The organism is Bradyrhizobium sp. Pha-3 (assembly GCF_042258325.1).
GTDB lineage: Bacteria > Pseudomonadota > Alphaproteobacteria > Rhizobiales > Xanthobacteraceae > Bradyrhizobium > Bradyrhizobium elkanii.
Genome location: NZ_CP170151.1, coordinates 6,138,728 through 6,164,060 on the forward strand (window position 1 = coordinate 6,138,728; position 25,333 = coordinate 6,164,060).

The following is a 25,333-nucleotide window of genomic DNA, read 5'->3' on the forward strand; positions in this document are numbered from 1 at the left end:
ATTGCACCGCAGCAACGCCGTGCGCGAAGCCAGGGACCCGGGGCCTGGAATGCCAGCGAAAATTCCTGACCAAATGTCGGGCACATGACAATTCAACCTATCGCTTTCTCGTATTCAGAGCCACCTCGCGTAACGTCGCGCAGCTCCTCGATGGATCGCTGAAAGCGGACGACGCGAGAGACGGGCTTGCAGGCAGGGTGCGGCGTTACCGCGCATGACGCGGGCGATCGGGGCGAGCGATCTCCCGAACGCCAGCATCATTAGTCGGATGGTCTCCCTTCGGCGGCCCATGTAAGATCGAATGTAAGATCGAAGCGAGATCGAAGCGAAGATAAAGAGCGCGCCTAAGCGCCCGTATCTGGAGGGAACAGGGTGGCTAATAGTCTCGAGGTGCGCGGAGTCTCATTGCGCTTTGGCGGCGTCCGCGCGCTGACCGAAGTGAGCTTCGGCGTCAACGAGGGCGAGCTGTTCTCCATCATCGGCCCGAACGGCGCCGGCAAAACCTCGATCGTCAACTGTATCTCCGGCCGCTACCGGCCGACCGAAGGCCAGCTGTTCTATCGCGGCCAGGACATTACCGGCCTCAACCCGAACGCGCGGCCCCGACTCGGCATCGGCCGGACCTTCCAGAATCTCGCGCTGTTCCACCACATGAGCGTGCTCGACAACATCATGGTCGGCCGCCATCACCTCCTGAAGAACAACTTCATCACGGGGTCGCTGTACTGGCTGACCGGCGCGCGCCGCGAGGAGCTGGAGCACCGCCGCAAGGTCGAGGAGATCATCGACTTCCTCGACCTGCAGTCGGTGCGCAAGGCGACCGCCGGCACCCTGCCTTACGGCTTGCGCAAGCGCGTCGAGCTCGCCCGTGCGATGGCGCTCGAGCCGCAACTGATCCTGCTCGACGAACCGATGGCCGGCATGAACTTCGAAGAGAAGGAAGACATGGCGCGCTACATCGTCGATCTCAACGAAGAGTTCGGCATGACGGTGATGATGATCGAGCACGACATGGGCGTCGTGATGGACATCTCCCACCGCGTCATGGTGCTCGATTTCGGCCGCAAGATCGCCGAGGGCGATCCGGCTACCGTGCTCGCCGATCCCCATGTCAAGCGCGCCTATCTCGGCGAGGAAGACGAAGTGCTGGTCGACCCCGACGACAAGCCGGCGGTGCGGGAGAGCGCGGCATGATGGACTACGCCGGTCGCGCCGCGCAGGCCGACACCTTTCCCAAGATGCTGCGCCTGAACGCGAAGGAACACGGCCAAGAGATCGCGCTGCGCGAGAAGGATTTCGGGCTGTGGCGCGAATTCACCTGGAACGACTACCAGACCCGCACCCATGATTTCGCGCTCGGCATGGTCGAGCTCGGGCTTGGCCGCGGCGACGTGATCGGCATTATCGGCGACAACCGGCCGGACTGGGTCGCCGCCGAGATCGCGGCCCACGCGATTGGCGCAATGAGCCTCGGCCTTTACCGCGACGTGCTGGACGAGGAGGCCGCCTATCTCCTGACCTATGGCGAGGCAAGGCTGGTCTTCGCCGAGGACGAGGAACAGGTCGACAAGCTGCTCGGCCTGGTCGATCGCGTGCCCCACCTCAAGCACATCGTCTATTCCGACCCGCGCGGCATGCGCAAATACGACGATCCGCGATTGATGGAGGCGAGCAAGCTCGTTGCGCTGGGCCGCGATCGCGCCGCGCGCGAGCCTGGAGTGTACGAGCGGCTGGTCGACGCCACGAAGGGTGAGGACGTCGCGATCCTCTGCACCACCTCGGGCACGACGGCCAACCCGAAGCTCGCGATGCTCTCGGCCGGGCGCGTGCTGCGGCACTGCGCGACCTATCTCGCCTTCGATCCGAAGGGGCCGGACGACGAATATGTTTCGGTGCTGCCGCTGCCCTGGATCATGGAACAGATCTACGCGCTGGGCAAAGGGCTGCTCTCCCGGATGAAGGTCAACTTCGTCGAAGAGCCCGACACCATGATGCACGACTTCCGCGAGATCGCGCCGACCTTCGTGCTGTTCGCGCCGCGGGTCTGGGAATCGATCGCGGCCGACGTCCGCGCCGGGGTGATGGACGCCTCGCCGTTCAAGCAGCGGCTCTATGACCTCGGCATGAAGACCGGGCTGGCGGCGCTTGCCGAGGGCAAGCGTTCTGTTTTCGCCGACCAGCTGCTGTTCCGCGCGCTGCGCGACCGGCTTGGCTTCACGCGGCTGCGCTCGGCGGCGACCGGCGGCGCGGCGCTCGGGCCGGATACCTTCAAGTTCTTCCAGGCGATGGGCGTGCCGCTGCGCACGCTGTACGGCCAGACCGAACTGCTCGGCGCCTATACGCTGCATCCCGAAGGCAAGGTCGATCCCGACACCACCGGCGTGCCGATGGCCGACGACATCGAGATCCGCATCGACAATGCCGACGTCAACGGCGTCGGCGAGATCGTGGTGCGGCATCCCAACATGTTCCACGGCTATTACAAGAACCCCGAAGCCTCGGTCGCCGACATCAAGGACGGCTGGATGCATTCGGGCGATGCCGGCTACTACAACGACAACCGGCAGCTTGTCGTGATCGACCGCATCAAGGATCTCGCCGAGACCTCGCGCGGCGAGCGCTTCTCGCCGCAATATATCGAGAACAAGCTGAAGTTCTCGCCCTATGTCGCCGAAGCGGTCGTGCTCGGCGCGGGCCGCGACGCGCTCGCCGCGATGATCTGCATCCGCTACTCGATCATCTCGAAATGGGCGGAGAAGAACCGGATCTCGTTCACGACCTACACCGACCTGTCCTCGCGGCCCGAGGTCTATGCGCTGCTCAAGAAAGAGGTCGAGACGGTCAATGCCACCCTGCCGCCCGCGCAACGCATCTCGCGCTTCCTGCTGCTCTACAAGGAGCTCGATGCCGATGACGGCGAACTGACCCGGACCCGCAAGGTCCGCCGCGGCGTCATCAACGAGAAATACGCCGACATCATCGATGCGATCTACCGCGGCAAGGCCAGCATCCCCGTCGACACCGTGATCCGCTTCCAGGACGGCTCGACGCAGCGCGTCCGCACCACGCTCGAGGTCGTCGACCTCGGCCGCGCCGTGCTCGCGGAGGCCGCGGAATGACTGTGTTGCGCGACCAGGGCGCGGTGCTCATGAATGTGCCCTCTCCCCTTGTGGGAGAGGGCGACACCGCCAGTCGACACGAACTCGCTTGGATGAGGGGTACCCTCTCCACGATCCCGATGCGGAGACAACCCCTCACCCGGCTTCGCTTTGCGAAGCCACCCTCTCCCACAAGGGGAGAGGGTGCTGGCGCCGCAGTTCGGAGCGACTGCACCCCATGAACACCCAGTTCCTGATCCAGCTGATCGTCAACGGTCTCGTGGTCGGCACGCTTTACGGCGTGGTCGCGATGTCGTTCGTGCTGATCTACAAGGCGACGCAGGTCGTGAACTTCGCGCAGGGCGAATTGCTGCTGGTCGGCGCCTGGGTGTGCTGGGCGCTGCTGACGAAGTATCAGGTGCCGTTCTGGGTTGGCATGCCGATCACGCTGGTCTTCATGTTCATCTTCGGCATTGCGATCCAGGTCGTGATCCTGCGTCCGATGATCGGCGAGCCGATCATCTCCGTGATCATGGTGACGATCGGCCTGTCGACGGTGTTCCAGGCCGCTCTGAAGTGGATCTTCGGCGTCAACCCGCAGCCGTTCCCGCGGGTGTTCCAGAGCCAGTCGGTCAGCGTGTTCGGGCTGCAGATCCAGACCGTCTATGTCATGAGCCTCGTGGTCTCGCTCGCCATGATGGTCGGCATGGCCTGGTTCTTCCGCGCCTCCAAATACGGCCTGGCGATGCGCGCCACCGCCTTCAACCAGCAGGTCGCGCAGTCGCTCGGCATTTCCGTCAAGAACGTGTTCGCGATGGCGTGGGCGATCTCGGCCACCGTCTCGGCGGTCGCCGGCGTCGTGGTCGCCGTGGTCAACGGCGTGTCGTCCGGCCTCTCCGCCTACGGCATCAAGGTGTTTCCGGCTGCGATCCTGGGCGGGCTCGACTCGGTCGGCGGCGCCGTGCTCGGCGGCATCATCATCGGGCTATTGGAAAACGTCGCCCAGTATGTCGACAGCCAGTATTTGCACTGGGGCAATCTCTATGAGATCGCGCCGTTCTACGTCCTGATCATCATCCTGATGATCAAGCCGTACGGCCTGTTCGGCACCAAGGATATTGAGCGGGTCTGATCAATGGCGACAAGCACACTCATCCCCTCGGGCGATTTCCGCACCAGCTACGCGGCCGACACCACTATCTTCCCGACCGCGACCAGCCGCAATTTCGCGATCCTCGGCATCGTGCTCGCCTGCTTCGCGCCGATGCTGCTGTCCAACTACCTGCTCTCGATCGCGATCCAGATCGGCATCTTCGCGATCGCGGCCCTCGGCCTCAACGTCCTGGTCGGCTTCACCGGCCAGATATCGATCGGCCACGCCGCCTTCTTCCTGTTCGGCGCCTTCACCTCGGCCTACATCTCCAACAACGCGCCGATCCCGGTGTTCTTCGCCATCCCCCTCGCCGGCGTCGTCACGGCGCTGGTCGGCCTGATCTTCGGCGTGCCGGCGGCGCGGCTGAAGGGGCTCTATCTCGTGATCGCGACGCTCGCCGCACAGTACATCCTGCTCGACTTTTTCTCGCGCGCCGAATGGTTCTCGGGCGGCTCGGTGCCGGCCAGCGCCAACCCGTTCTCGATCTTCGGCTACACCCTGCGCGGCGACCGCCAGTACTTCTACGTCGTGCTCGCCTACATGGTGATCAGCTATCTTCTGGTCACCAATCTGATGCGCACCCGCGACGGCCGCGCGCTGGTCGCGATCCGCGATCACTATCTCTCGGCCGAGATCATGGGCATCAACCTGACCAAGTACCGCACGCTGTCGTTCGGGCTTGCCGCCTTCTTTGCCGGCATCGCCGGCGCGCTCTACGCGCACTATCAGCTCGTGGTCTCTCAGGAAGGCTTTGGCATCGAGCGCTCGGTGCTGTTCCTCGCCATGGTCATCATCGGCGGCACGGGCTCGGTGATGGGCACGCTGATGGGCACCGCCTTCGTGGTGCTGCTGCCGGAATCGATGGAATGGCTGAGCGCTTGGCTGAAGGGCGGCGCCATCGACAAGGCGCTGCAGCTCAACAACAACATCACCTTCCTGCGCGAGATCGCGATCGGCCTGATCATCATCGGCTTCTTGATGTTCGAGCCGGACGGCCTCGCGCATCGCTGGCGGCAGATCAAGGCTTACTGGAAGCTCTACCCGTTCTCGCATTGACGCAAAACACGGAACGCAACTCAAAATTCGGTTCAACGAATAAGCAGGAGGAAAGAAAAAATGACGATTAGATCCCTTTTGAGCTCGGTCTCCCTTGCGCTGCTGATCGGCAGCGCGGCCACCACCGCGCAGGCGCAGATCGCCATCGGCCATCTGCAGGACCTCTCGGGCGGCACGTCCGACGTCGGCACCCCCTATGGCCAGGGCGTCGCGGACACCTTCGCCTGGGTCAACAAGAACGGCGGCATCGGCGGCAAGCAGCTCAATGTCGACAGCAACGACTACGGATACCAGGTGCCGCGCGCCATCGCGCTGTACAAGAAATGGTCGGCGCCCGACGGCAAGGTCGCGGCGATCATGGGCTGGGGCACGGCGGATACCGAGGCCCTCACCGGTTTCCTGGCGCAGGACAAGATCCCAGACATCTCCGGCTCCTACGCCGCCGCGCTGACCGATCCGGAAGGCACCAGCGGCAAGGCCAAGCCCGCACCGTACAATTTCTTCTACGGTCCGAGCTATTCGGACTCGATGCGCGCGATGCTGACCTGGGCCGCCGAAGACTGGAAGGCCAAGGGCAAGCCCGGCAAGCCGAAATTCGTCCACATGGGCGCCAACCATCCGTATCCGAACGCGCCGAAGGCGGCCGGTGAGGCGCTGGCGACCGAGCTCGGCTTCGAGGTGCTGCCGCCGCTGGTGTTCGCGCTGTCGCCCGGCGACTACTCGGCGCAGTGTCTCAGCCTGAAAAGCTCGGGCGCAAATTATGCCTATCTCGGCAACACGGCGGCCTCGAACATCTCGGTGCTGAAGGCCTGCAAGACCGCCGGCGTCGATGTCCAGTTCCTCGGCAATGTCTGGGGCATGGACGAGAATGCGGCCAAGACCGCCGGCGATGCAGCCGACGGCGTGATCTTCCCGCTCCGCACGGCGGTGAGCTGGGGCGGCAACGCGCCCGGCATGAAGACGGTGATGGAAATCTCCAAGATGTCCGACCCGTCCGGCAAGGTCTATCGGCCGGTGCACTACATCGCCGCGGTCTGCAGCGCGCTCTATCTGAAGGAAGCGCTCGACTGGGCCGCCAAGAACGGCGGCGCCACCGGCGAGAACGTCGCCAAGGGCTTCTACCAGAAGAAGGATTGGGTGCCGGCCGGCATGGACGGCGTCTGCAATCCATCGACCTGGACCGAAAAGGATCACCGCCCGACCACGAAGGTCGACCTGTATCGCTCGAAGATCTCGGGCGCGACCGATGGCGACATCAACGACCTGATGGGCAAGGGCACGATCAAGCTCGAGAAGGTGAAGACCGTCGACCTGCCGCGCAAGCCGGAATGGTTTGGGTGGTGAGGCAGGAGCCGATCACGTCCAGAAATCGTCATGCGCGGGCTCGACCCGCGCATCCATCAAGCGAAGACGTATTCCGATCGATGGATTGCCGGGTCATAGGCGAGCGGAAGCGACGCCGTCCTTCGGACGGCTATGCCCGGCAATGACATCGAAGGGTAACACAGGCCATGAACGAAACCCTCGAAGCCACCCGCCCGGGACCGACGGCAGTCCCGCCGCCGCCGCTGCTCAGCATCAACAACATCGAGGTCGTCTATGACGACGTCATCCTGGTGCTGCGCGGCCTCAGCCTCGAGGTGCCGAAGGGCGCGATCGTGGCGCTGCTCGGCGCCAACGGCGCCGGCAAGTCGACCACGCTGAAGGCGATCTCCGGCCTGCTCAAGACCGAGGACGGCGAGGTCACCCGCGGCGAGATCCTGTTCGAGGGCCAGCGCATCAACGGCATCGATCCGGACAAGATCGTCCGCCGCGGCATCTTCCAGGTGATGGAAGGCCGCCGCATCGTCGCCGACATGACGTCGCTGGAGAACCTGCGGCTCGGTGCCTTCACCCGGCGCGACGGCGAGGTCTCCGATGACATCGACATGGTGTTCAAATATTTCCCGCGCCTGAAGGAACGCACCGGCCTCGCCGGCTATCTCTCCGGCGGCGAGCAGCAGATGCTCGCGATCGGCCGCGCACTGATGGCCCGCCCGAAGATGATCCTGATGGACGAGCCGTCGATGGGGTTGTCACCGCTGCTCGTCAAGGAAGTGTTCGCGATCATCAAGGAGATCAACCGCGACCTCGGCGTCACGATCCTCCTGGTCGAGCAGAATGCGCGCGCCGCGCTCTCGGTCGCGAGCCATGGCTACATCATGGAACAGGGCAAGGTCGTGCTCGACGGCTCCGCCGACGAGCTGCGCGACAATGAGGACGTCAAGGAATTCTACCTCGGCGGCGCCGGCGACCAGCGCAAGAGCTTCAAGAACCTGAAGAGCTTCAAGCGGCGCAAGCGCTGGCTGTGAGGATATCGAGCGTTTTCAGGCGGAGTTGCGTGTGCAGAAAACGCGTCAGACCAGGAAGGCGGTTCTATCCGAGCACCTGCTCGGCTTCAGTGACCGCGCAAAGCACATGATAGAACGACGACGCCGGGATCGTGGCGACCAGCGAATTGCCGTCGCGGTCGAACTGATCGTACCAGCCGCCGGCCACGGCATGGCCGAGATAGTGCCGCTCGAGCAGCACCAGCGCCGCACGCGCCTCGTCCGCCGCGCCGGCTTCGCCCGACTCGGCCTGCGCGATCCACGCCTTCGCCAGCTCGCTCTGCGGCCACAGCCGCCGTGTATGGCGGCGGATGTTGCCCTCGGCGTCGCCCTCGTCGACCAGGCAGCCGGTGGCCGCGTCGCGATAGCGCAGCGCCGATGCCAGCAGCTCGCCGCGCGGGCGCCCGGTCGGGCAGCCGGTGATGCGCTCAAATCCCTTCAGCAGCCAGACCCATTCCGCGAGGTGGCCGGGCTCGACGCTGACCGGCGGGATCTTCGACCAGTCCTCCTCGAAATATTCGCCGAGGGTTCGCGTCTGCTTGTCGTAGAGGCTGGCGAGGAACAGCGCGAAGAAATCGCCGGCGCGGTTCTGGAACGACAAATCGTGGGTCGCGTCGAAGCAGGCGATCATCGCCTCGAACAGATGCATCTGCGGGTTCTGCCGGCGCGGCATCGAGGGCGGCAGGCCTTCGTGGAAGCCGCCATGGGGCGAGCGCAGCTGGGTATCGAGGAACGACAGCAGCGCGTCGATCTCGGCGCGGATCTGGGCGTCCTGGTCGAGGCCGTAGATGGTCGCGAGCGCAAGCAGCACGAAGGCGTGGCCGTAGGTGTCGCGCAGCGCATCGTGCACGCCGCCCTCCGCGGTCAGGCTGTAGACGAAGCCGGGCCGGCCGTCCGGCGCCTTGGCCTTGGCCAGCAGGTAGTCCAGCCCCTTCAGCGCGATCGCGCGTCCTTCCGGATACCAGCCGAGCTGGGCCGCCTTGGCGTAGCAATAGATCTGGCGCGCCTGCACCATGATCCGGCGCGGGGCGGCGCGGTCGGCTGTCCCGTCCTGGTGCAGCCGGTCGACAAAGCCGCCGGCGGTGCTGTCCCAGCCTGCGGTCGACCACAGCGGCAGGGCCTGGTCGATGATGCGGCGCTTCAGCCTCGCGACGACGTCGGCGGCACCTCCCGCCGCAACGCTCTCTGCCTCAGCCATCGTGCTCCCTGGAACCGTCCCAATGTCAGCGGTCACCGTCTGATAGCACGGGCGGACCGGCACGCAACCCGCGCACATCCTCTCAAGGACCTGCCATGACCGACCATTACGACGCCCTTGAAACGCGCGATCCGGCCGAGCGCGAGGCCGCGTTGTTCGCCCGGCTGCCCGAGGTGCTGCGCAAGGCTATGGCGGCGCCCGCCTATGCCAATTTGCTGAGGAGCACCGATCCCGCCTCCATCACCAGCCGGGAGGCTCTGGCGGGGCTGCCGGTGCTGCGCAAGTCGGAACTGCCGGCCCTGCACAAGGCCGCCCCGCCGTTCGGCGGCTTCGTGGCCGACACGCCCGGCTCGTTCGCCCGGCTATTCACCTCGCCCGGTCCGATCTTCGAGCCCGAGGGCCGTCAGGCGGACCCCTGGCGCGGCGCCCGGGCGCTGTTCGCGGCGGGCTTTCGCGAGGGGGATGTGGTGCTGAACACCTTCAGCTATCACCTTACCCCCGGCGGCTTCATCTTCGATGCCTCGGCGCGGGCGCTCGGCTGTGCGGTGATCCCGGCAGGCCCCGGCAATACCGAACAGCAATTCGAGCTGATCGAGGCGTATCGCCCGGTCGGCTATAGCGGCACCCCGGACTTCCTGAAGATCCTGCTCGACGCTGCCGCCACCGCCGGCCGCGACGTATCCTCGATCAAGCGCGCGCTGGTCTCGGGCGCGGCATTTCCGAAATCGCTGCAGGAGGAGATGGGGGCGCGTGGCGTCGAGGCTTACCAGGCCTTCGGCACCGCCGATCTCGGCCTGATCGCGTTCGAGACGGCGGCGCGCGAGGGAATGACGGTCAACGAGGACCTGATCCTGGAGATCGTCAAGCCCGGCACCGGCGATCCCGTTGCGCCGGGTGACGTCGGCGAGATCGTGGTGACCTCGCTCGATCCGCACCATCCCTGGATTCGCCTCGCGCTCGGCGACCTGACCGCCGCCCTGCCCGGCGCGAGCCGGTGCGGACGCACCAACATGCGAATCAAGGGCTGGATGGGCCGTGCCGACCAGACGACCAAGGTGAAGGGGATGTTCGTGCGCCCCGAGCAGATTGCGGAGATCGGCAAGCGCCATCCCGAGCTTGGACGGCTGCGCCTCGTCGTCACGCGCGCCGGCGAGGCCGACGCGATGACGCTGAGAGCCGAATGTGCCTCGGCGCCGGATGCCCTGTTGAGCGAAGTTGCAGCGACGCTGCGTGCGGTGACAAAACTCGGCGGCACCGTCGAACTCGTCGGCACCGGCTCGCTGCCGAACGACGGCAAGGTGATTGCGGACGAGCGATAACCGTCGAGACCACACGGGGCGTGATCGGTCCAGATTTGTCGCGCGCGGCGTTGTGAACTATTGAGCTAGCTCATGCCTCGTGGAGACGAACGGATCATCACCTCATGAGCAGCGCTTCCGGAGATCAACCGCGAAAACCGGCCGTGTTCTTCGATCGGGACGGCGTCCTGAACCAGGACATCGGTTACCTGTTCGAAAGCCACAGGCTGGTCTGGATCGACGGCGCGCGCGAGGCGGTCAAGGCCGTCAACGACATGGGCTATTTTGCGTTTGTCGTGACCAACCAGTCAGGCGTCGCGAGGGGTCTCTATGAGGAGACGCACGTCCGGCAGCTTCACGACTGGATGGCCGATGAGCTTGGCAGGATCGGCGCGCATATCGACGCCTTCGAATACTGCCCGTTCCATCCTGAAGGGACGGTTGAACGATATCGGCAGGTCAGCCACCGGCGCAAACCGTCGCCGGGCATGATCAATGACCTGCTGGAACGCTTTCCGGTCGACGTCGAACGCAGCTTTCTGGTCGGCGATCAGCCGACGGATCTCGAGGCGGCACGTGCGGCCGGGCTGAAGGGCTACCTGTTCTCAGGCTCCAATCTGGAGCTGTTTCTGAGGCCTCTGCTGCTCGGGAGCTGAAGACCACAGCGTCAGGCGCGAAGCAGCGCTCCCGATCAGAACTTCCGGATCAGGTCGATCACCTCGTCCTGCTGCTGGCGGGTGATCTCGGCGAACATCGGCAGCGAGAGAATCCGGCCCTGATCGCGATGCGCGTTGGGGAACTGCTCCGGCCGGTGATCGAACCGCGCATAGGCCGGCAGGAACGGCAGCGCGGTGGGATAGTTGATGGCGGTCTGCACGCCGTTGGCGTTGAGATGGGCGGCGAGCGCGTCACGGCGCGGATGCCTGATCGTGTAGAGGTGATAGACGTGGCTACGTGCCGGCGCGACCTCGGGCACCACGACATCCTCGATCTGGTTGAGGCCGGCATCATAGACCTCGGCCGCGGCCTGCCGGGCCTCGGTCCAGGCGGCAAGATGCGGCAGCTTGGCGGAGAGGATCGCCGCCTGCATGCCGTCGAGCCGGCTGTTGATGCCTTCGATGTGGTGCTGGTGCTTCACCAGTCCACCATGGCGCGCCAGCATGGCCATCTGCTCGGCGAGCGCCGCGTCGCTGGTGACGACCGCGCCGGCATCGCCCATCGCGCCGAGATTCTTGCCGGGATAGAATGAATAGGTCGCGGCCGCGCCGAACGTGCCGACCATGCGGCCCTTGTAGCGCGCCAGATGGGCCTGGGCGCAATCCTCGATCACCCACAGCTTGTGCTTCTGCGCGATCGCCATGATCGCGTCCATATCCGCGGGCTGGCCGTACAGATGCACCGGAATGATGCCGACCGTGCGCGGCGTGATCGCGGCCTCGATGGCCGCCGGATCGATCGTGAATGTCGCCTCGTCGGTGTCGCAGAATACGATGGTGGCACCGGAATGGGTGACCATCGCCGCGGTCGAGATCCAGGAATGCGCCGTCGTGATCACCTCGTCACCGGGCTCCACCTTCAGCGCCCGCATGGCGAGGTAAAGCGCGTCGGTGCCGTTGGCGCAGGACACGCAACGAGCGACCTCGGCCGCCGCCGCAAATTCGCGCTCGAAGGCGTCGACATAGCTGCCGCGAATGAAGGCGTTGTCGCGGATCACGCCGGCGATCGCAGCGTCGATCTCGCCCTTGATGGACTGGTATTGCAGTTGCAGGTCGGCATACGGCACCGCCATCGATATTCCCCTATTGTCCTATTGGCTCGTCAGCAGCCGGCGCGCCGGATTGCCGGCATAGGTGCCTGATATCGTGATGTCCTTGGTCACCACCGATCCGGCGCCGATGACGACGTCGTCGACGATCCTGACCGGCATGATCGTCGCGTTGGAGCCGATCGACACCCGGTTGCCGATCACCGTCTCGCGCCACAGCTCCTTGCGTCCACGCGCCGGGCCGCCGGTGGAGAACGTGTCGTTGACGAACATCACGCCGTGTCCGACGAAACAATCCTCGCCGATGGTGACGAGCTCGCAGACGAAGGCATGCGATTGCACGCGGGTGCGCGCCCCGACGATCACGCCCTTCTGGATTTCGGTGAAGGGGCCGACGAAGCAGTCGTCGCCGAGCTTGCAGCCATAGAGGTTGCAGGGCTCGACGATCTTGACGCGTTCGCCGAACGCGACGTCGCGCACGCTGGCCTGATGCACCTCCGGCCGGTTCACGAAACGACGCCCAGCCGGCTCAACCGTGGCGTGAAGCGCAGCGCGACTTCCTCGCCGGTCTCGATCGACTCATAGAGAGCCGAGATCAGCTCCAGGCTCTTGCGGCCCTCGAGCCCGTCGACCAGCGCGGCGCGCTGGTTCTCCAGGCAATCGACCACATGGTGATAATAGGCCTGATGGCCGAAGCCGTAGACGTTGGGCGGGTTGACCGAGAACTTCTCCACGACGTCCTTGTCGGACGGCAGTTCGTCGACAAAGCGCCAGTGCCGGATCTGGTTGACCGCGAAGCCTGAAATCTCGACCGTGCCCTTCTCACCCAGGATCGAGAGCGAGCCCTCGAGATCGGTCGGACGCGCCGCGGTGGTCGCCTCGATGATCCCGAGCGCGCCGTTGCGGAACTTCAGCGTTGCGACGGCCGTATCCTCGGTTTCGATATTGGCCAGCGCCGTCGTCGCGCGCGCATGTACGCTCACCACATCACCGAAGAACCACTCCAGCATGTCGACATGGTGGCTCGCCTGATTGGTCAGCACGCCGCCGTCATAGGCCCAGGTGCCGCGCCAATCGTCCTGGTCGTAATAGGCCTGGTCGCGGCACCAGCGCACCCGGACCGTCCCCAGGATGAGTTTGCCGAAGCGGCCGGCGTCGAGCGCCTCGCGCGCCTTGACCACCGGCACGTTGAAGCGGTTCTGCTTGACGATGAACATCTTGACGCCGACCTGGTCGCAGGCCCGGATCATGTCGTCGGCGTCCTGCAGCCGCAGCGCCATGGGCTTCTCGACCACAGTGTGCTTGCCCGCCTTGGCGCAGGCGATCACATGCGCGGGATGCAGCCCGCTCGGCGTCAGCACGGCGACGGCATCGATGTCCTTCCGCGCCAGGAATTCGTCCATGTCGTAATGGGCCGCAACGCCGAACTTCCCGGCAACCGCATCGGCGCGCGCGCGTATCGGATCGCAAACCGCGACCAGGCTCGCTCCCTCGATGTGATTGCCACCCAGGAGATCGGAGTGACGCTTGGCGATACGTCCGCATCCGAGCAGGCCAAATCTGATCATGCAACAGGTCCTGTCTTGTCTCGTGGCCGGCCATTGCAGCCGGCCGAAGAGCCGAAAGAACAAGCGGCCTTGCGAGCCGCGCGACGACGTCCATTACCCGGAAAGCTTGGGATTAGGCAAGGCCATGCGCCAAGCTGGCCGCACGGCTCGCGGAGTCACGGCTTGCGCAACCGACCAGTCCCGAAATCTGCGGCCTCAAACAACAAACATTTGGCTCAGGCGCCCGACTTGTTGCAGCTCCAATAGATGTCGAGTCCGCAGTACCGCGGAAGTGGCGAGGCAAGGAGTTGAGGACGTTTCCATAGTTTAAATGGCCGCTCCTGATCAGCGTTCTCAGGAGTAGCCTGAAAATTCGAAAATCCCGAACAGAGTGTCCGCAGAGACTTGGCGGAGATGAACTCGGTCGCCGGCGCGAGCGAACCGTCCTGCGTTTTATCATAGGCGCCCGTTTCACCGTCGCGGAAGGTCCCGCGATAGCCTCCGAGTTCACGCATCATATAGCGAAGCGCGCGCTTCGGCTCGAGCACGAACTGCCGATAGGAGTAGGCGTAATAGACCATGCCGATGAGGCGTCCGCCCGGCACCAGCAGCCGGCGGCAGGCCGCGATCGCGGCAGCGAGGTTTCCGGTATGATGCAGGCAGCCGATCGCGACAACGGCATCAAACGAATTGTCGGGAAGCGAGTTGCTGAGAATGCTGCCTTGAATGGCCCTGCCTTTCAGCCCGCTCTGCGCGATCCGGTGATTGACCATCGTGCACGGATTCGCGGCGATATCGAGGCCGGTGAAGTCCGTGCCGCTCTCCGCGATCTTCTGCGAGACGCTGCCGTAACCAAGCCCGATCTCAAGCACGCGTTTGCCGCGCATCGACTTCCAATCGATGTATTTCTCGAGATACGGATAGAACTGGAAATAATTCTCGTCGTAGCGACGCAGCGACTCCATCGAGGAATCGGTGATCCCCCATGCCCGCGCGGCCGCCGAGCCGCACAATTCGTCCCAGAACGCCGCATTGGCGGCGTCGATCGCCTGTTGAGTTTCAGTCATTGCGGCCCTACCTGCTTCAGCCAAAGTAATGTGTCTCGACGCATCCGACGCCGAATATCCGGTATTGCTCGTTCTGCCAACAACCTAAGCCTCGCGGGCCCAGAAGCGCGTCTGCTATCCCAACCGCTGGGCCTGGTAGCCTCGCCGCAGAATCTCATCCCACCAGGGTCTGTTGTTGAGGTACCAAAATACCGTCTTCCTGATGCCAGTCTCGAAATTCTCTTGCGGGTTCCAGCCGAGGTCCCGCTCGATCTTGGACGAATCGATGGCATAGCGGCGATCATGACCCGGACGGTCCCGGACGAACGAGATCCGGCTCTTGTGCGCGCCCGCCTCGGCGCCCTTGGCCTGATCGAGTAGTGCACAAAGCAGCTCTACGACCTCGAGATTAGTTCGTTCGCTCCTGCCGCCGATATTGTAAGTGTCCCCCACTCTCCCGTGCTGAAGAACGCGGATCAGCGCGTCCGCATGATCCTCGACATACAGCCAGTCACGGACGTGCTGACCATCGCCGTAAACAGGCAACGCCTCGTCGGCCAATCCCCGGATGATCATGTGAGGGATCAGCTTCTCAGGGAACTGATAGGGTCCATAGTTGTTGGAGCAATTTGTCACTAGGGTCGGCAGCTCGTAGGTCTCGTACCACGCACGTACGAGGTGATCGGAAGCGGCCTTGCTGGCCGAATAAGGCGAGTTCGGCGCGTAGGGGCTCGTCTCCACGAAATGGCCATCGATCCCCAGCGTGCCGAACACCTCGTCCGTCGAGACATGAACAAGCCGGAATGCGGCGCGCCCGGCAAGCTCCAGCGCGCGCCAATAGCGCAGGGACTCCTGCAGCAGCGTGAAGGTGCCCATAACATTGGTCTGAATGAAATCGCCGGGAGCGTCGATCGAGCGATCAACATGGCTTTCCGCAGCGAGGTGAATGACCGCCTGAGGCCTGTAATGATCGAACAGCCTCCGTAAGTCCGGGCTGTTGCAGATATCCGTTCTCGAGAGAACGTAGCGTTCGCTGCCGACCGCCGACGGTACCGAGTGAAGGCTGGACGCGTAGGTCATCTTGTCGACATTGACAATCGAAGCGTCGGTGCAGTCCAGCAAACGCCGTATGACGGCAGAGCCAATGAAACCGGCTCCTCCGGTGACAAAGATCGTTGCTTTGCTAGGCAGCACCGGCGCCGACCTCAGTTCGACGGCCTGGAATTGGCAAACAGATCATAGATCGACAGAAGATACTCGCCATAGCTGCTCTTCGCATTGCGTAGTGCGGCGCTACGAAAGGCTTCAAGCGAGATGTAGCCGAGCCTGAGCGCGATCTCTTCCGGACACGCAATCCGCAGGCCCTGGCGCTGCTCGAGAATCTGGACAAAATGACTGGCCTCGACCAGCGAGGCGTGCGTGCCGGTATCCAGCCACGCAAAGCCGCGCCCCAAAATCTCGACATGCAGATCGCCACGCTTCATGTAGGCGCGATTGACGTCTGTAATTTCGAGTTCGCCTCTGGCCGAGGGCCTGATCGAGGACGCAATATTTAGGACGTCGTTGTCGTAGAAGTACAGGCCCGTCACCGCGAGATTGGATTTTGGCCGGCGCGGCTTCTCCTCGATCGAAATCGCCCTTCCATCCGCGTCGAGCTCGACGACACCATAGTCCTGAGCCCGCTTGGCAACATAGCCGAAAATCGTAGCTCCCGAAACTCTCGCGGCGGTGCGCGCCAGCATATCGGGGAGCCCGTGACCGAAGAAGAGATTGTCGCCGAGGATTAGGGCGACGTTGTCGTCAGCGACGAAATCGCGCCCGACAATGAAGGCATCGGCGAGCCCGCGCGGATGATCCTGGCTGGCATATTCCAGCTTGAGGCCAAAATCCGAGCCGTCGCCCAACAACCGGCGAAACAACGGCTGATCCTGAGGCGTAGAGATAATCAAAATGTCCCGGATGCCACTCAGCATCAAGGTCGATAGCGGATAGTAGATCATCGGCTTGTCGAAAATCGGCAGGAGTTGCTTCGAAACCACGGTTGTCACCGGGTAGAGGCGCGACCCAGTACCACCAGCAAGAATGATGCCCTTCATCCAATCCCGCCTGCACAATTATCCGAATAGTCTATCAGAGGCTGCTGGTTCGGCAAACTCGCTGTCTGGCAACGGGCACGAGATCGTACCGAAGGAGGAGCGGCATTTGCGTTCTCGGGCAGGAATAATAGAATGAAATACCGGCATAATTCTTGTCGTCCTACCCGTGTCGTGCCATGTCCCTGGTCCAAAAGCGAGATCGGTTGGCGATTGTGTGGGTTAGTCCGCCGAATACGAAAACCACCAGCGAACCAGTCCAAACGCACAGCCCGACACGGCGGTAGATGAGAATGAACGATCACGCTATTCAGCTAGAACCTGGTTTCGGTTGGCACCAGGCCAGACTTGCCCTGCTCGCCTACGCCCATATCGCGGTCTGCTGCATTTCGCTATACTGCATCACCGTCACCGATTCCTTTCCAGGCATCATCGGTTTCGACAAAGCGCATCTTGCTGCTGCAATCGTGAACGTCCTGGCGTTCAGTCCGGTCGTAGTCGTGTTCGCAATCGGTCGCTTCAGCTTCGGATACCTCGTCGGCTTCTACTTCTATATTATGGTGCTGGGATATCTCTGGCTGATCGAATTTTCACTGCTTGATTACGATCACCGCCTGGCGCTCGTCTCGATCGTGATGTCGGCATTTGCGTTCCTCGCCCCTGCGCTGCTCATCACTGCGCCTATGCGGCAGGCTGTCGTGATGCCGGAACGCGCCTTTCACATGATGCCGTCCGTCATCCTGCTCGTGTCAGCGGCCATCATCGGCGTTGGCTCGCTGTACAATCTCAAGCTGGTCGACCTCTCGGAGATGTACAAATATCGCGCGGAAGTGGCACTTCCGGGTGCCTTGCGATACGCGACCTGGATCGCCTCAAATGCACTGCTGCCGCTCGCCTTTGCCTGCTTTGTCATCAGCAAGCGGCTCTGGCAGGCCGGGATCGCGCTGCTTCTGATGCTTCTGTTCTACCCGATCATGCTGACCAAGATGGCGCTGTTCGCGCCGGTCTGGCTGCTGTTTCTCGCGCTCATATGCAAGCTGGCCGAGGCCAGGGTCGCAACGATCCTTTCGTTCTTCCTGCCCGTCCTGGTTGGCGCGATCCTGTTCGTCCTGGTCAAAATCGGCCTGTTTCCATTCAAGGCCGGGCTGGTCTATTTCGGCACCGTCAACAACAGGATGATCGCGATTCCGTCGTTGGCTCTCGAGGTATACAACAACTACTTCTCCGCGCACCCGCTGACCCACTTCTGCCAGATCAACGCGGTGAAGTTCGTGGTCCCGTGCGCCTACGACGAGCCGATATGGGCTGTCATGGCCAAAGCCTACGATCTCGGCGCCTTCAATGCTTCGCTGTTCGCCACTGAAGGAGTAGCGTCGGTCGGCCTCGTGCTTGCCCCGCTGTCCGCGCTGGGGTGCGGCCTGATCATCGCACTCGGAAATCGCCTGTCGTCAGGCCTGCCATCGCAATTCGTGTTGCTATCCGCCGGGCTCCTGCCGCAGGTTCTCCTCAACGTACCGCTTTCGACGGCGCTGCTGACCAACGGCACCGCGCTGCTCTTCCTGCTCTGGTACGTTGCACCGCGGTCGGCCTTCCATCAGAAGGCCGCATCGACAGGCAACGCTCCCTAGCCGACCGGTTGCGAACCACCTACGCGCGAATGATGTTGTCTGCCGGCTGCGGGAACTTGCCACGGCAATCGACCAGCAGCGGAGCCTGCGCACCGAGTAGTTGATAGTCGAACTTGTCGTGATCGGTGGCAAGCAGGACACAGTCGAAGCGCCGCAGATTGTCCGCGGTGAGCGAAACACTCGACAGGTCGAACGAATGCGCTCGCATTTTCGGGAATGCGGGAACGTGGGGATCGCTGTAGGCGACCTTGGCGCCGAGATCACGAAGCTTTTCCATCAAGAGGACCGAAGGCGATTCGCGGACGTCATCGACGTTCTTCTTGTAAGCGATGCCGAGAACCAAGATCGAGCTGCCGCTGATCGACTTGTGCCGCTGATTGAGGGCCAACGAGATCTTCGACACGACATAGTCTGGCATCGATGAATTGATCTCACCGGCGAGCTCGATGAAACGCGTATGCATGCCGTATTCCCGCGCCTTCCAGGTCAGGTAGAACGGGTCGATCGGAATGCAGTGGCCGCCGATGCCAGGACCGGGGTAGTACGGAACAAACCCGAACGGCTTGGTCGCCGCGGCGCGGATCACCTCGTGAATATCGATGCCCATCTTGTCGGCGACCATCTTCATTTCGTTGACGAGGCCGATATTCACCGACCGATGGATGTTCTCCAGCAGCTTCGTCAACTCGGCGGCCTGCGTCGAGCTCACCGGAACGACCTTGTCGATCACCTGGCGATAGAGGGCGATGCCGGCCTCGAGGCACGCGGGAGTGCAACCGCCGCAGACCTTCGGGATCGACCGGGTCGAAAAACTCTGGTTGCCAGGATCTTCCCGTTCCGGCGAGAAGACAAGAAAGATGTCACTGCCGACGGTGAAGCCGCTTTTTTCGATACGCGGCTTCAGCTCCTCCTCGGTCGTGCCAGGATAGGTCGTGCTTTCGAGCGACAGCACCATCCCCAGATGGAGATATGGCAGCAGCGACTCCGTCGTGTTGAGCACGAAGCTGAGATCCGGCTCGCGATATTTGTTGAGCGGGGTCGGGACGCAGAGGATCAGCGCGTCGACCTCTTTCGCACGCGAGAAATCCGTGGTCGGCTCGAAGCCGAGCTCGGTTGCTCGCCTGATGCTGTCGCTCGAAATATGCTCGATGTAGGAACGCCCGGCCCGAAGCGCATCGACTTTGGTCTGGTCGATATCAAAGCCAATGACCTTGTAACCAACTTCGGTGTAGCGAAGCATGAGCGGCAGGCCGACATAGCCCAGGCCCACGATGCCAATCCTGGCGATCTTGCGGTCCAGCCTGTCGATCAGTTCGGTATTCATCTCTAACGCTCATAGGTGTGGTGTGTTGTGTGTTCAAATCAGCGTGCCGAAAAATCCGCTAGGTCGAGCGCCTTTGGCGACGGTTGCATAGACGCCCGGCCCTCCTCCGACAAGCCCAAAAGCGGGGCTAGCCGTGGGCCTGCCCCTGGCAGGAGCTGCTCTCAAGCCCGTTCACCCGCCGTCGCCGGCCACCCGTCCCACATCAGATAGTCGATCACGGAAAGGCCCGGAATGAACGCCTCGTCCGGGCCATAAGGCAGGGGCACGAAATCTTGGTTTACCAGACGGATGCCGTGTTCCTGGAACAGTTCGTCCTGCTGATAGCCTCCAGCGCCGCCGCCGGCAAGATAAGCATCCCCGCCGACCGCCTTGACGAGCGATATGAGCAGCTCCGTCGCCTTGCCCGCATGCGGCAGATCGGATTGCCGCTGAAATCGCGTCGCAAGACCGAGGTGCTCCGCGATCGCCTTGATGGCCGCGATATTGAACGCTGCAAGGTTCGTTTCATGCTGCTCGATCAGGGGCTGCAGCAGCGCCATCGCCGCGCCAAAGTGGGGCGCCTTGCCGTAACTTGCCTGCAGCGTCGCAATCATCTTGCGACGCCAGGGCCGACCGTCGTCGATCTCCGCGGCATTGATAGGTGCCCCCGACGGCAGCCGACGGACCGGGCAGGTGGTCCAGCGCGCCTCGCCCTGGATCGCAATCCGTACCCTGTTCGACCACGAACCCATGCCGCCCGATCCCGAGCGCGGATAATCGACGGCATCGAGCAGCACGAACACGTCTGCACGCCGGATCTTGTCAAAGTACCCAAGCCACGGAAAAAAGTTGGGCTGATGGATCGCAACGAGGCACCCCATCGCATGACACTCGCTACAGCCGCGTATCGAAGAATGATTTGAGGCGGCGGAACCACCACAGCCCGGCCCAGAAGACAGCCGCGCCAATCACTGCCAGATAACAGATCATCCAAAGGCTCGGAATCGCCCCGTCTACGACTGCCATGCGGTAGCACTCCGCGATGATATAGAACGGGTTGAACTGCAGAACGGGCCGAATGAAATCCGGATAGGACGACAGGGGATAGAAAATCGGAGAGGCGAACAGCAGAACGGTGAGCACATTCGGCAGCGCCAATGCGGTATCCCGTACAAAGACGTTGAGCGCGCCCAGAAACAATCCCAGTCCCGACACGAACAAGATGTGCAGGGCCACGACCAGCGGCAGCGCCAAATAGCCCGGACCCGGCATCTTGCCTGAAATGGCCTGCAAGATGAATATGATGGCGAATGCGACGACGAGCGGCACGACACCCATCAGGGCACCTACCATCGGCAACAACTCCGACTTGAAGGCGATATTCTTCACAACACCGGCATTTCCAACCACGGACGTCGTTGCCGCCGATAAGCCCTCGCTGATGGCGAGCCATGGCCCATAGCCGCTCAGCAGCCAGATCACATACGGCAAGGCCCCCGTACGTCCTGGCAACCGTCCTGGAAAAACCACGGTGAACACGAACGTGAAAATGCACATCAGCATTAGCGGGGACAGCACCGCCCATACCAGACCCAGCGCCGACCCCAGATAACGGTCGCCCAGCGTCATGCGGAACAGGTTGTTCAGCATGCCGAGGTCTCGCCGATCAAAACCTGCCAGCATCATGTTTTGACATCCTCAAGGCGCCGCGTGGCGATCAGCGGAGGGTAGAAGATCAGTGGACGCCCACCGACTTGCCCTTCCTCGTCGATGACCTCCAGCACGCGCGACATGGCTTCCCCGTCGCATCCCTGACCGTGGAGCGCAACATCGAAGCGATACAGATCGGCTCCCAGCACGAAGGGGTCCATATTGATGGTGACTGTGAAAGGCCCCGACGCTGGCAACGCCTTGCCCACCTCCCCAAGACGCCGTCGCCAGACCAGCCGCCCGTCGACTCGCGTCAGAACAAGCTCGAGATCATGCGCCGGCCGGGCCGGGTCGACCCGCCCCCGTACCACGATCAACAAGGGCACCATCGCAAGCGCGGTCGCGTTGCATGCGTCTCCGCATTGGATGATTTCGACTGCATCGAGCTGAAGGGGTGCAACCCGATCCACAAAGCGCCCTTCAAACTTGCGCATCAGCTCGGCCTCATCCGCCTCGCGCACGGCGGCCTCGTAGGCCTTAGTGACGACCTGAGGCGAACCGTCCATGACGAGCCTGCCGCCGTCGAGCCAGAGGCATCGTGAGCACATTTCTACGATCGAACCCAGGCCGTGACTTACGACGATGACAATACGGCCACTGGCCGCGACTTCCTGCATGCGCCGCGTCGCCTTGGCCGCGAAGAAGGCATCGCCGACCGAGAGCGTCTCGTCGATGACGAGAATGTCGGGATTGATGAACGCCCCCATCGAGAACGCGAGACGAGCCTTCATCCCCGAAGAATAGGTTCGCACCGGGCGATCGATGAATTCACCGAGTTCGGCGAATGCGATGATTTCATCGGCGACTTGATCGATCTGCTGCCGGCTGCGGCCGTGCACGGCAGCGTCGAGGAAAATGTTATCGCGGCCGGTCATGTCCTCGCGCAGTACCGCGCCCACGGTAAGCATCGCGTGCAGGTCGCCGTCGACCTGCACGCAGCCCGAGGTCGGCTCTGTCAGTCCCGCAATGATTGAAAGCAGCGTGGTCTTGCCGGCACCGTTGCGGCCGATGATGCCTACGCGTTCGCCCTCAGCCACCTCAAAGCTGATCTGGTCGAGTGCCTGCACATGACGCGTCGTGATTTCGCGCTTGCCGGTGCGCAGCGCCTCGATCAGCGACACGGGGCCGCCGCCATGGTCGGCAAGCGCAAACACCTTGCTGACGTCCCTCACTCGAATTGCCGCGCGCATCAACCAACCACTTTCCACTCGGCGGGCAGGCTGAAACCGCGCCCGTCCACCCCCTCGACGCCGAGCTCCAGCCCGTTGCCGTCGAGCCAGCTGAAGCCGTCAAGGACAATCTTGACCGCCGAACTGTGCGGGTCCGGCATTACCAGGTGCATACTGATCTGATAGCTGCCTGGCGGTAGCGGTAGTGCCGGGATATCGACGTTGAACGCGTAGCGCCCCGGCTCTTCGCCGACAGGCGTGGCCCGACGCGACATCAGTCCGGTCTCCCAGCCATAAGCCGGCTGCAGGCGCTCGACCGCAATCACCACGCCGACTTCCGCCCGGGCGAGGATCTCGACCTCGGCATCAAGGCTGAAATTCGTTCCCGTCATTATCGTGCGCGGATAGATCGGCGCTCTCGCGAAGCGCGCGATGCCATCGCGGTAGGTCGATTTTGCCTGCTCGCCGTAGAGGTAGCGCCGCACGGCACGCTGTGCCGGCCCGGAAAAAACCACCTTGCCTCGGTCCAGCACGTGCGCTGTTTCGCACAGGCGCACGATCGCTGACCAATCGTGCGTCACGAGAACACCCGAGGCCCCGCCCGAGACCCGTTCGCGCAACCGCCGCCAGCACTTCGACTGAAAATGCTGATCGCCGACCGCAAGCACCTCGTCGAGGAGATAGACCTCGTATTGCCCGGCAGTCGCGGTCGAGAAATAGAGCCGCGCGCTCATCCCGGCCGAATATGTCAGCACCGGATCCTCGAACCGGTCTCCAAGTTCGGAGAAGTCGTGGATATCCAGAATCATCGCCGCGCGCTCGCTGGGCGAAAACCCATGCACGGTCAGCAGCCGATCGGCATATTGCCGCCCCGTGAGCTCTGGATTGCCGACGAGGCCGAGCTCATAGAGGCCCGACATCGCCCCGTGCACCGCGACCCGGCCGGAATCCGGCGCGTAAACGCCGCCGATGACCCGAAGCAGCGTCGACTTGCCGGCCCCGTTGCGGCCGAGCACCCCGAGGAACTGGCCTTTGGGCACATCGAAGCTGACGTCCTCCAGCGCCGTGAAGTGAGGGACATCACCCCGCAGTCCAAATGCGAGTCGCCAGGCGCTGCCGCCGTCGACAAGTGCAAAGCTCTTCGAGATGCCCTGACAGGTGATCGCAACGGCCCGCGACATCATGCCTTCGTGCGCCGGTGCCGACAATCAGCTGTAAAATCAGTGAACGGCTGTTCAAACATTTTCGAGATCGAAGTACACATTCGTTTCTGTACGGCGTAGACCGCCGTCGATTTGCCGTCCGACACAAGTACATCGGGAACGCCGAACGGCCGGCTTGTCGTCTAGCTCAAGGCGCAACTGAATCCAACGGCTATTGCGCAGGTCCGGGATACCGCACAGGCTCAACTGTTGCGGCCCTTCGTCTTGTCGATGCGAAAGCTCCAGCCGTGAATTTCCACGGTTAGATTGTCATACATCTCGCCGTCGAAGGCCCGGAACCGGCGTGCGAACTCAGCCTCTGAGATATCGGCTGGAATGCGACACGCGGCCAGGAAATCGGCGCGGGTATGTTTCGGCTGCCCCCAGGCTACGTCGGCCAACGATGCCATCGGTTGCTCGGAACAGATCAAACGTGCGTTCGCCTCGATTAGCCGAACTCCCGCGGCGTTTGCCAGCTGAAGCAGCTCACCAGGCTTGATGGCTTCCGGCACATCGAACAGTTCCGTCGCAACGATTGGACCCGCATCCACGCTCGCTGTCATCAAGTGCAGCGTCGCGCCGTAGCGGGTTGCCCCGGCGTAAACAGCAAAATGGTGCGGATCCCGTCCAGGAAACGCTGGCGACGCCGCGTGGAGATTATACGCCGGTCGCGTCATGGATTTCAGCAGCGCTGCCGGAACAATCACGCCGGTGCCGAACGCCAGCAGCGTGGTGCGTTGATCGAACTCGACCTTTTCCAGATCAGCCAAGGCCCGAGCCACGACGACTTCGCAGCCAACCTCGGCCAGTATCGCATTCAGGCGAGCAAGATCATCTCCCTCGAAGACGGTTAGCAGAACAACCCGGTGCAACACCGAAAATCCTTACTCAACTAGCAAGCGACACGATAAATGTTCGACCAGCCCCGGTCACTCATCGGATGTTCGGACGATCATGTGTGGCTGTGATCTCGTCGTACCAGCGGCCCATCGCGCTCGCGTAGCCGTCAATGGCTCTTTGCAACCTCGCCCGCGGCGGCATGACCTCGGGGGTCCACCACTCCGGATGCGTAAGCACCTGCAGCCGATCATCCGTCGCCTGCTCGAGCACGGTCTTGAGGCGCCGGTGGCGCCAGACGCCATTGCTATCCGACACATAGCCATAGCTTGCCCTCAGCGAGCGGCCATACGCGTTGACCATGCCGGCGATGATATCGTCCTCGAGTTCGGACGGATCGAGAATGCCGAACAGATGGAAACTGATCGCCACGGGCGGTGAACCGAATTCGCCGGCGATCAAATCGCGCTCACGGGTGATTGCCTGCAACAACGCCTGCCCTCGCAGTGTCTCTCCGTAATATGTCGGGTCGAAATGCAGCGCGATGTCGTGTCCCAGTGACTTTATCCTGCGTACACACTGAGCCACGTCGGCCGACATCAGATTGTAGTAGAGGCACCTCGGAAACAGGAAATATGTCGCCTTGACGCCCTCCTCCGCCTCGATCGCCGCAAGCTTCAAGGCGCGATGCATCGAAGCATCACAGTCGTGGCGCCAGAGAATTGTACGGCTGGCACCGGCCGTCGAAAAATCAACGTACCGATAGGATGCCTTGGCGAGCCGGAGCAAATCCCGATAGCTGGCCTCGGTGAAGTCCCTGAATTCCAGTTCATGCTGACGATCTGACGACATCGGTGCTCG

23 protein-coding genes are annotated in these 25,333 nt (G+C 62.8%); 9 read left to right on the forward strand and 14 right to left on the reverse strand.

From position 1 onward, the window contains the following. Positions 1–372 precede the first annotated feature (372 nt). From ACE10X_RS29170 to ACE10X_RS29195, 6 genes are all read left to right on the forward strand, one after another. A complete protein-coding gene (locus ACE10X_RS29170; RefSeq protein ID WP_016847995.1) occupies positions 373–1,194 on the forward strand; it encodes an ABC transporter ATP-binding protein in 822 nt (273 codons plus the stop codon). Then, positions 1,191–3,119, forward strand: a complete 1,929-nt coding sequence (locus ACE10X_RS29175; RefSeq protein WP_375763229.1) for a long-chain fatty acid--CoA ligase — start codon at positions 1,191–1,193, stop codon at positions 3,117–3,119. The genes ACE10X_RS29170 and ACE10X_RS29175 overlap by 4 nt, the downstream gene beginning before the upstream one ends. Positions 3,120–3,336: 217 nt before the next feature. Continuing rightward, positions 3,337–4,230: a branched-chain amino acid ABC transporter permease gene (locus ACE10X_RS29180; protein ID WP_069275589.1), complete on the forward strand. Its 894-nt coding sequence runs from the start codon at positions 3,337–3,339 to the stop codon at positions 4,228–4,230. A 3-nt stretch (positions 4,231–4,233) separates the two neighbouring features. Further along, positions 4,234–5,307 carry a branched-chain amino acid ABC transporter permease gene (locus ACE10X_RS29185; RefSeq protein ID WP_057020451.1) on the forward strand — a complete coding sequence of 358 codons (1,074 nt, stop codon included), beginning with the start codon at positions 4,234–4,236 and terminating at the stop codon, positions 5,305–5,307. A gap of 60 nt (positions 5,308–5,367) precedes the next feature. Continuing rightward, complete coding sequence (locus ACE10X_RS29190; protein WP_069275588.1) at positions 5,368–6,651, forward strand: ABC transporter substrate-binding protein; 1,284 nt, start codon at positions 5,368–5,370, stop codon at positions 6,649–6,651. Positions 6,652–6,818: 167 nt separating this feature from the next. Beyond that, on the forward strand, positions 6,819–7,658 hold the full coding sequence (locus ACE10X_RS29195) for an ABC transporter ATP-binding protein (RefSeq protein WP_018272667.1): 840 nt from the start codon (positions 6,819–6,821) through the stop codon (positions 7,656–7,658). Between the two features lie 64 nt (positions 7,659–7,722). Here the strand turns inward: ACE10X_RS29195 and ACE10X_RS29200 are convergent, their stop codons facing one another. Then, complete coding sequence (locus ACE10X_RS29200; RefSeq protein ID WP_253591633.1) at positions 7,723–8,874, reverse strand: AGE family epimerase/isomerase; 1,152 nt, start codon at positions 8,872–8,874, stop codon at positions 7,723–7,725. A 95-nt stretch (positions 8,875–8,969) separates the two neighbouring features. Here ACE10X_RS29200 and ACE10X_RS29205 point away from each other — a divergent pair, with 95 nt between their 5' ends. Next, entirely contained in the window at positions 8,970–10,193 is a 1,224-nt protein-coding gene (locus ACE10X_RS29205; protein ID WP_253591632.1) for a phenylacetate--CoA ligase family protein, read from the forward strand. Between the two features lie 104 nt (positions 10,194–10,297). Next, a complete protein-coding gene (locus ACE10X_RS29210) occupies positions 10,298–10,828 on the forward strand; it encodes an HAD family hydrolase (protein WP_253591631.1) in 531 nt (176 codons plus the stop codon). Between the two features lie 35 nt (positions 10,829–10,863). Here ACE10X_RS29210 and ACE10X_RS29215 read toward each other — a convergent pair whose 3' ends face one another. From ACE10X_RS29215 to rfbA, 6 genes are all read right to left on the reverse strand, one after another. After that, positions 10,864–11,961: a DegT/DnrJ/EryC1/StrS family aminotransferase gene (locus ACE10X_RS29215; protein ID WP_375763230.1), complete on the reverse strand. Its 1,098-nt coding sequence runs from the start codon at positions 11,959–11,961 to the stop codon at positions 10,864–10,866. An 18-nt stretch (positions 11,962–11,979) separates the two neighbouring features. Further along, positions 11,980–12,447 (reverse strand): acyltransferase, encoded by a 468-nt coding sequence (locus ACE10X_RS29220; protein ID WP_018272672.1) that lies wholly within the window; start codon positions 12,445–12,447, stop codon positions 11,980–11,982. After that, the gene (locus ACE10X_RS29225; protein WP_253591630.1) at positions 12,444–13,505 is read right to left on the reverse strand and encodes a Gfo/Idh/MocA family protein; all 1,062 of its coding nucleotides are present in this window, start codon (positions 13,503–13,505) and stop codon (positions 12,444–12,446) included. Before ACE10X_RS29225 ends, ACE10X_RS29220 begins: the two co-directional genes overlap by 4 nt. A gap of 215 nt (positions 13,506–13,720) precedes the next feature. Further along, positions 13,721–14,551, reverse strand: coding sequence for a class I SAM-dependent methyltransferase (locus ACE10X_RS29230; protein ID WP_253591629.1), 831 nt, complete (start codon positions 14,549–14,551; stop codon positions 13,721–13,723). Between the two features lie 114 nt (positions 14,552–14,665). Further along, positions 14,666–15,724, reverse strand: a complete 1,059-nt coding sequence (gene rfbB / locus ACE10X_RS29235) for a dTDP-glucose 4,6-dehydratase (protein ID WP_375763231.1) — start codon at positions 15,722–15,724, stop codon at positions 14,666–14,668. 11 nt (positions 15,725–15,735) lie between these two features. Further along, entirely contained in the window at positions 15,736–16,626 is an 891-nt protein-coding gene (rfbA, locus tag ACE10X_RS29240) for a glucose-1-phosphate thymidylyltransferase RfbA (RefSeq protein ID WP_253591628.1), read from the reverse strand. A gap of 290 nt (positions 16,627–16,916) precedes the next feature. Here rfbA and ACE10X_RS29245 point away from each other — a divergent pair, with 290 nt between their 5' ends. After that, a complete protein-coding gene (locus ACE10X_RS29245; RefSeq protein ID WP_253591626.1) occupies positions 16,917–18,251 on the forward strand; it encodes a hypothetical protein in 1,335 nt (444 codons plus the stop codon). Positions 18,252–18,270: 19 nt separating this feature from the next. Here the strand turns inward: ACE10X_RS29245 and ACE10X_RS29250 are convergent, their stop codons facing one another. From ACE10X_RS29250 to ACE10X_RS29280, 7 genes are all read right to left on the reverse strand, one after another. Continuing rightward, positions 18,271–19,575 (reverse strand): nucleotide sugar dehydrogenase, encoded by a 1,305-nt coding sequence (locus ACE10X_RS29250; protein ID WP_375763232.1) that lies wholly within the window; start codon positions 19,573–19,575, stop codon positions 18,271–18,273. Between the two features lie 161 nt (positions 19,576–19,736). Further along, entirely contained in the window at positions 19,737–20,357 is a 621-nt protein-coding gene (locus ACE10X_RS29255; RefSeq protein WP_253591624.1) for a WbqC family protein, read from the reverse strand. Between the two features lie 91 nt (positions 20,358–20,448). Next, positions 20,449–21,240, reverse strand: coding sequence for an ABC transporter permease (locus ACE10X_RS29260; protein WP_253591623.1), 792 nt, complete (start codon positions 21,238–21,240; stop codon positions 20,449–20,451). After that, the gene (locus ACE10X_RS29265; protein WP_375763233.1) at positions 21,237–22,454 is read right to left on the reverse strand and encodes an ABC transporter ATP-binding protein; all 1,218 of its coding nucleotides are present in this window, start codon (positions 22,452–22,454) and stop codon (positions 21,237–21,239) included. Before ACE10X_RS29265 ends, ACE10X_RS29260 begins: the two co-directional genes overlap by 4 nt. Further along, positions 22,454–23,617 (reverse strand): ABC transporter ATP-binding protein, encoded by a 1,164-nt coding sequence (locus ACE10X_RS29270; protein WP_375763234.1) that lies wholly within the window; start codon positions 23,615–23,617, stop codon positions 22,454–22,456. The genes ACE10X_RS29265 and ACE10X_RS29270 overlap by 1 nt, the downstream gene beginning before the upstream one ends. A 221-nt stretch (positions 23,618–23,838) precedes the next feature. Then, positions 23,839–24,507 carry a formyltransferase family protein gene (locus tag ACE10X_RS29275; RefSeq protein WP_253591620.1) on the reverse strand — a complete coding sequence of 223 codons (669 nt, stop codon included), beginning with the start codon at positions 24,505–24,507 and terminating at the stop codon, positions 23,839–23,841. Positions 24,508–24,568: 61 nt separating this feature from the next. Beyond that, on the reverse strand, positions 24,569–25,153 hold the full coding sequence (locus tag ACE10X_RS29280) for a hypothetical protein (protein ID WP_375763235.1): 585 nt from the start codon (positions 25,151–25,153) through the stop codon (positions 24,569–24,571). Positions 25,154–25,333 lie beyond the last annotated feature (180 nt).

Excerpts from the sequence above, each read along its gene's own strand:
- ACE10X_RS29175 (WP_375763229.1), top strand. The coding sequence starts at position 1,191 with ATGATGGACTACGCCGGTCGCGCCGCGCAGGCCGACACCTTTCCCAAG.
- ACE10X_RS29180 (WP_069275589.1), top strand. The coding sequence starts at position 3,337 with ATGAACACCCAGTTCCTGATCCAGCTGATCGTCAACGGTCTCGTGGTC.
- ACE10X_RS29185 (WP_057020451.1), top strand. The coding sequence starts at position 4,234 with ATGGCGACAAGCACACTCATCCCCTCGGGCGATTTCCGCACCAGCTAC.
- ACE10X_RS29190 (WP_069275588.1), top strand. The coding sequence starts at position 5,368 with ATGACGATTAGATCCCTTTTGAGCTCGGTCTCCCTTGCGCTGCTGATC.
- ACE10X_RS29195 (WP_018272667.1), top strand. The coding sequence starts at position 6,819 with ATGAACGAAACCCTCGAAGCCACCCGCCCGGGACCGACGGCAGTCCCG.
- ACE10X_RS29200 (WP_253591633.1), bottom strand. The coding sequence starts at position 8,874 with ATGGCTGAGGCAGAGAGCGTTGCGGCGGGAGGTGCCGCCGACGTCGTC.
- ACE10X_RS29205 (WP_253591632.1), top strand. The coding sequence starts at position 8,970 with ATGACCGACCATTACGACGCCCTTGAAACGCGCGATCCGGCCGAGCGC.
- ACE10X_RS29210 (WP_253591631.1), top strand. The coding sequence starts at position 10,298 with ATGAGCAGCGCTTCCGGAGATCAACCGCGAAAACCGGCCGTGTTCTTC.
- ACE10X_RS29215 (WP_375763230.1), bottom strand. The coding sequence starts at position 11,961 with ATGGCGGTGCCGTATGCCGACCTGCAACTGCAATACCAGTCCATCAAG.
- ACE10X_RS29225 (WP_253591630.1), bottom strand. The coding sequence starts at position 13,505 with ATGATCAGATTTGGCCTGCTCGGATGCGGACGTATCGCCAAGCGTCAC.
- ACE10X_RS29230 (WP_253591629.1), bottom strand. The coding sequence starts at position 14,551 with ATGACTGAAACTCAACAGGCGATCGACGCCGCCAATGCGGCGTTCTGG.
- rfbA (WP_253591628.1), bottom strand. The coding sequence starts at position 16,626 with ATGAAGGGCATCATTCTTGCTGGTGGTACTGGGTCGCGCCTCTACCCG.
- ACE10X_RS29245 (WP_253591626.1), top strand. The coding sequence starts at position 16,917 with ATGAACGATCACGCTATTCAGCTAGAACCTGGTTTCGGTTGGCACCAG.
- ACE10X_RS29250 (WP_375763232.1), bottom strand. The coding sequence starts at position 19,575 with ATGAATACCGAACTGATCGACAGGCTGGACCGCAAGATCGCCAGGATT.
- ACE10X_RS29260 (WP_253591623.1), bottom strand. The coding sequence starts at position 21,240 with ATGATGCTGGCAGGTTTTGATCGGCGAGACCTCGGCATGCTGAACAAC.
- ACE10X_RS29265 (WP_375763233.1), bottom strand. The coding sequence starts at position 22,454 with ATGCGCGCGGCAATTCGAGTGAGGGACGTCAGCAAGGTGTTTGCGCTT.
- ACE10X_RS29270 (WP_375763234.1), bottom strand. The coding sequence starts at position 23,617 with ATGATGTCGCGGGCCGTTGCGATCACCTGTCAGGGCATCTCGAAGAGC.